Origin of the sequence: Thalassospira profundimaris (genome assembly GCF_003326675.1) — a bacterium.
Lineage (GTDB): Bacteria > Pseudomonadota > Alphaproteobacteria > Rhodospirillales > Thalassospiraceae > Thalassospira > Thalassospira aquimaris.
On the sequence record NZ_JPWF01000033.1, the window covers coordinates 1 to 5,770 of the forward strand.

The 5,770-nt window shown below is 55.0% G+C and carries 2 protein-coding genes; both read left to right on the plus strand.

Annotation, left to right across the window (positions count from 1 at the left end):
• A partial coding sequence (locus TH19_RS22830) for a hypothetical protein (protein WP_181846525.1) occupies positions 1-203 on the plus strand: 203 nt, incomplete at its 5' end.
• Between the two features lie 360 nt (positions 204-563).
• Positions 564-5,770 (plus strand): DUF4347 domain-containing protein (locus TH19_RS22280; protein WP_114104551.1); only part of this gene is annotated, 5,207 nt, incomplete at its 3' end.

Genomic DNA, 5,770 nt, shown 5'->3' on the forward strand with positions numbered 1-5,770 from the left:
GTCCGGACGGTGGCGCTGCTGCTGGCGGTAACGGCGATCAGGCGGCGCTTGAGGATGGGGAGGCCGAGCAGGCCGAATTATCAGAACTGGCATTTGCCGTGTCAGCAGACTTCAGTGCTCAGTTGGCGGCCTTTGGGGGGATGCCCGATCTTGAGGCCGAACAGCTTGCCGCTGCTTTGATGCTCCATAAAGTTCCAGCCTGATGACTGTTTGTGCCTGCAGTTGATATTAGCGACTTCGTCAGTGTTTTGGCTTCCTGTCTATTACAAGAGACGGGAAGCCAAAGGCTGCTTGTTGTCGCACGAAACTCTTCAATAGACTGAAATATAGTCATTTTTTGGTTGTGCAGGTTGCTGGTTTCATCGTGATGTCTATACGGATTATCCCAGCGGTTTGGTTGGCGGACCGTATTTTTCTAAAGTTGGAATCTGACTTTTTCTGACATTGATGCAATTTGCTGGATGGTGTTGAGAAAACTTGCTTAAAACACCTTTCGGGATAGCTGCCAAAATGACCGGCGGTTTTCAAGTTGTCGTGCCTTATGCCTTAAGGAGCCTTGCTAAATGCCATCAAATGCCACGCGCCCCACGCAAGAAGGCATCCTTGATCGTGCCGAAACCGGATTTGACGCAGTTCCTGCGATCGCACTTGAGCCACGTTTCATGTTTGACGCGGCGGGGGCTGCTACCGGGGCAGAGGCGGCGCAAGATGCGGCCGCCCAAGCGGAGGCAGAAAATGGCTCAAACCAGGGTGGCTCAGATGCGGCCGCCTCCCAAGACGCGGATACAGATATCCCAGCGGCAGTTGTTGGCGCAGCAGGGCAAGCGGATCGTAAGGAAGTCGTGATTGTTGATCCTGGGGTGCAGGACTATCAAACTCTCATTGCCGGTCTGGGTTCGGATGTTGAAGTTATCCTGTTGCAGCAAAATGCGACAATCGCAGACATTGCGTCCGTGCTTGACGGGATGTCTGGCATTGACGGGTTGCATATCCTCAGCCACGGGGCGACGGGGACACTGAACCTGTCGGGTGGGGCGCTCACGATAGACACACTTGATGCCAACCTTTCCGCCTTGCAGGCGATTGGCGATGCGCTCTCGGAAAGTGGCGATATCGTTCTTTATGGCTGTAACGTTGGTGCTGACGGCAGTGGACAGGCCTTTCTTGACCAACTTGCATCAGCAACCGGCGCGGACATTCTGGCCTCCGACGATGCAACCGGGGCAACCGCCCTGGGCGGTGACTGGGATCTGGAAGCATCCAGCGGAGAGGTCGAGGCGGGCGTTATTTTTGCCCAAGCCTCAACAGAGTCATATGATCGTGTTCTTGCTGCGCCAAGTATTGGAGTGACTGACTTTTCAACAGGAGATTACTCTGGCCTCTCAAGCCAGACAGAAACGAATGTTGGCGGTACCGGATGGGATTTTACCACGACCGGGCTTATGTTGACGTTTAATGATACTACCAAGTCGGTTTCGGCATTGTTTTTTGGTAATGGCGGCAGCGTTACAATCAGCAGTAATGATGGCTCCGAGTTCAAGCTGAACAGTCTGACAGTGAGCAGTGGTACCACCGGAAATGAGGGCTATACGATCACCGGCTACAAGGATGGGGTGGCGGTGACGGGGGCAACAGCGAATGGGACGCTTCCGAGCCCTGGCGTGTTTGGGACCATTAACGTCGGAAGCATTGCTGCTTTTGGAAACATTGACAGTTACACTATTACTCTTGCGACCGGAAATACTTTTAATTTCGATGACATCAATATTTCGGCAGCGGTCGGGGCGAATGCTGCGCCGACGGCAACCAACCTGACACAGAACAAGACCTATACCGAAGGTGACAGCTCTGTTGCGCTTGACGCTATTGTTGTTAGTGATGCGGATAGCGGCGACACGATCACGGCAACCCTGACACTGAGCAATGCAAATGCCGGTGTGCTGACGACGGGGACGTTCGGATCGTCCTCATCAAGCTATAATTCAGGAACAGGTGTATGGACGGTGACAGGGACCGTCACCGATGTGAATGCGGCTCTGGCAGCGGTATCGTTTACGCCATCGTCCAACTGGGATCAAAACGTCACGATCACTACCCAGATCCGCGATAACAGTAATACCGGACCGACCAACGGGTCAATTGCGCTTAATGTGACGGCGGTCAATGATGCGCCAACTGCCACCAATCTAACGCAGACCCAGACCTATACCGAGGATGACAGCTCTGTTGCGCTTGGTGACATCGTCGTCACAGATGTTGATAGCAACGAAACAATCACCGCAACCCTGACGCTGAGCAATTCAAGTGCCGGTTCTTTGACGACCGGCACATTCGGATCGTCTACGTCAAGTTTCAGTAACGGTGTGTGGACGGTTTCGGGATCGGTCACGGATGTGAATGCCGCATTGGCCGCCGTGGCCTTCACGCCTGTGGCGAACTGGGATCAGGATGTGACGATCACGACCCGTATTCGTGATGCGGCGGATACCGGCCCGGCAGATGGCACCATTACGCTGGATGTGACGGCGGCGAATGACGCGCCGTCCGTTACCAATGGCAGTGAAGCCAGCCTGACGGCAACGACCGAAGATACAACAAGCTCGGGTACTACGATCTCGTCGTTCCTGTCCTCTGTTAGCTATGCAGACGTGGATACCAGTGCTTCATCGGGGATTGCGATTACTGGCGTGACCGGCAATGGGATCTGGCAATATTCGACTGATGGTACGACCTGGACCAATTTTGGGACGGTCAGTAGCAGTGCCGCCTTGTTGCTGGCAAGTTCATCGCAGGTGCGTTATGTGCCCGATGGCAATAATGGCGAGACGGCGAACTTTACTTTCCGTGGATGGGATCAGACCAGTGGGTCGGCAAGCACGAATGGTTCAAAAGCAACAGCCGATGTCACCAGCAACGGCGGATCAACAGCGTTTTCAGCCAATTCCGCATCAGCCAAAATCGTGGTTAACAGTGTCAACGACGCCCCAACCGCGACCAATCTGACGCAGAACAAGACCTATACCGAGGATGCCATCTCTGTTGCGCTTGACCCTATTGTTGTTAGTGATGCGGATAGCGGCGATACGATCACCGCAACCCTGACGCTGAGCGATTCAAATGCCGGTTCTTTGACGACCGGCACATTCGGATCGTCGACATCAAGCTTCAGCAACGGTGTGTGGACGGTGACCGGCACGGTTACCGATGTGAATGCCGCATTGGCCGCCGTGGCCTTCACGCCAGCCGCAAACTGGGATCAGAACATCACGATTGCTACCCAGATCCGCGATAATAGCAGCACCGGACCGACCAACGGTTCAATCGCGCTTAATGTGACGGCGGTCAACGACGCCCCGGTATTGTCGACGGCTGCCTCACCGGCAATTAATGTGGCCGACACGCAGGGTGCGCCTCAAAACGGATCGACCAGCGGGTCGGTTCTGGTGTCAAGCCTTGTTGATATCGGTGGCAGTCTGAGCAACATGACGGACGTCGATGGCACGACGACGACGGGTGTGGCGATTACCGGGATCAGCACGACAAAAGGAAGCTGGTTCTATTCGACAGATGGCGGCACCAGCTGGACGGCACTGACCAGTGCCTCGGACGCCGGGGCGTTGCTTTTGCGGTCAACCGACAGACTTTATTTCCAGCCGTCATCGGCTGGAACAGACGCGTCTGGTTTGACAATACGTGCATGGGATCAGAGCAGCGGGACCGCCGGAACGACCGTTAATGTTTCATCCAATGGCGGCACCACGGCATTTTCCACTGCGACGGACACTGTTTCAATTGCGGTGAACGGCCAACCGACACTGACGCTTGATAGCGGCAATCTGACCTTTACCGAGGGGGATGCCGCGACCCAGATATTCCCGACCGGATCGATCTCGGATCCCGAAGCCAATTATAATGGTGCAACATTATCTGTATCGATTTCGGCAAATGCCGCCGCAACGGACGGTATCGGTTTGCCGACAGGAACAGATAGCGGGATTAACGTATCTGGAACGAACCTGCGTAATGGCACGACCGTTATTGGCACCGTCAATGTGTCGGGTGGTTCGGTTACGAGCAGTAATACCCTGACCTTGACCTTTAACGCATCGGCAGATCAGACAGCTGTCATTGCAGCTTTGCGTTCGCTTTCCTATAGCAATGGTTCTGACGCACCAGGCGATGCGTCCCGCACAGTTTCTGTCACTTTCACAGATGGTGACAGCATCTCCAACAGTGCGACGCGTACCATTGCCGTTACACAGGTTAACGATGCGCCGACGGCGTCAGGAGTACCGAGCTCGGTAACGGTGACGGAAGATACCGCAAGCAATGTCGATCTTTCGGCGATCACGATTTCGGATGCGGATGCCGGTTCTGGCACCATTACCGTCACGATTAACGCAAGTGCGGGAACGCTGGCGGCAACGGGTTCAGGCGGTGTGACGGTGAGTGGTACGTCGAGTGCTTTGACTCTGACGGGTACGGTTGCCAATATTGACACCTATCTGAACACGGCCTCGAACATCAAATATACCAGTGCGGCAAACGCGACGGGGGCTAATGTTGCGACCCTGACCATCAAGGCCAATGATGGTGGGAATACCGGCACAGGTGGTGGCAGTGACGTGACGCTTGGCACTGTTGCAGTCAATGTCACAGGTGTGAATGATGCCCCGACGATTACCGATGGTGCGACGGTAACCCTGACCGGTACCAACGAGGATACCACGAGTGGTGCGACGGCGGTGTCGTCCATCCTGACATCAGCATCAGGTGCGGATGTTGATAGTGGAGCCTCAAGCGGGATCGCGATTACCGGTCTGACGGGGAATGGAACCTGGCAGTATTCGACCGATAGTGGTGCGAACTGGCATAATGTCGGGTCGGTAAGTGCTGGTTCGGCTGTGTTGCTGTCAAGTACGGCACAGCTTCGCTATGTGCCTGATACTATCAAGGGGGAAACTGCGACGCTTTCCTTCCGGGCGTGGGATCAGACATCCGGTACTGCGACAAGTGGCGCGGTCAAGGGAACTGCAGATACGACGACCAATGGTGGCACAACGGCATTCTCGTCCCAGACGGCCTCTGCCAGCCTTGTGGTTAGCAACATCAATGATGCGCCGACAGCGAATGTGGATACAGCCAATGGCGGAACCACGGTCGTTTCGGTGACCGAAGATACGGCAGGCAACTTCCGGCTGTCGGATATCAATTTTGGCGATATCGACGGTGACAATCTGACGGTGACAATTGTTGCTTCTGCCGGGACGTTCGGAACCCCGGCCAGTGGTGCAAATGTCGGGAATGGTGTGACCGCGACGCTGGTCGATGGCACAACCGTTAAGCTTGTTGGCAGTGCGGCAGATATCAACACCTATCTCGATACCACAAGCAATATTCAGTATACCGGGGCTGCGAATGCGGCGGGGACAGGGGTTGCGACCTATACAGTCACGACCAGTGATGGTACCGCCACTGCACAGGCGATCGATGGTACGATCAATATCACCGGTGTGAATGATGCCCCGACGATTGGCGGGCTTTCTGGTGATAGTGTCAATTACACCAAGGGCGAGACGATCAAGCTTGATGCCGGTCAGAATGCATTGGTCACAGATATTGACTCGACACACTTTAATCACGGGACATTGACGGTCAGCATCGCCTCGGGTGGTGTTTCGGGCGAGGACATCCTGACCCTTGTGACCAGTGGTACGACCATAACGCTTGCGGGAACGACAGCGGGATCGCAGGTAAGTGTCGGCGGTAC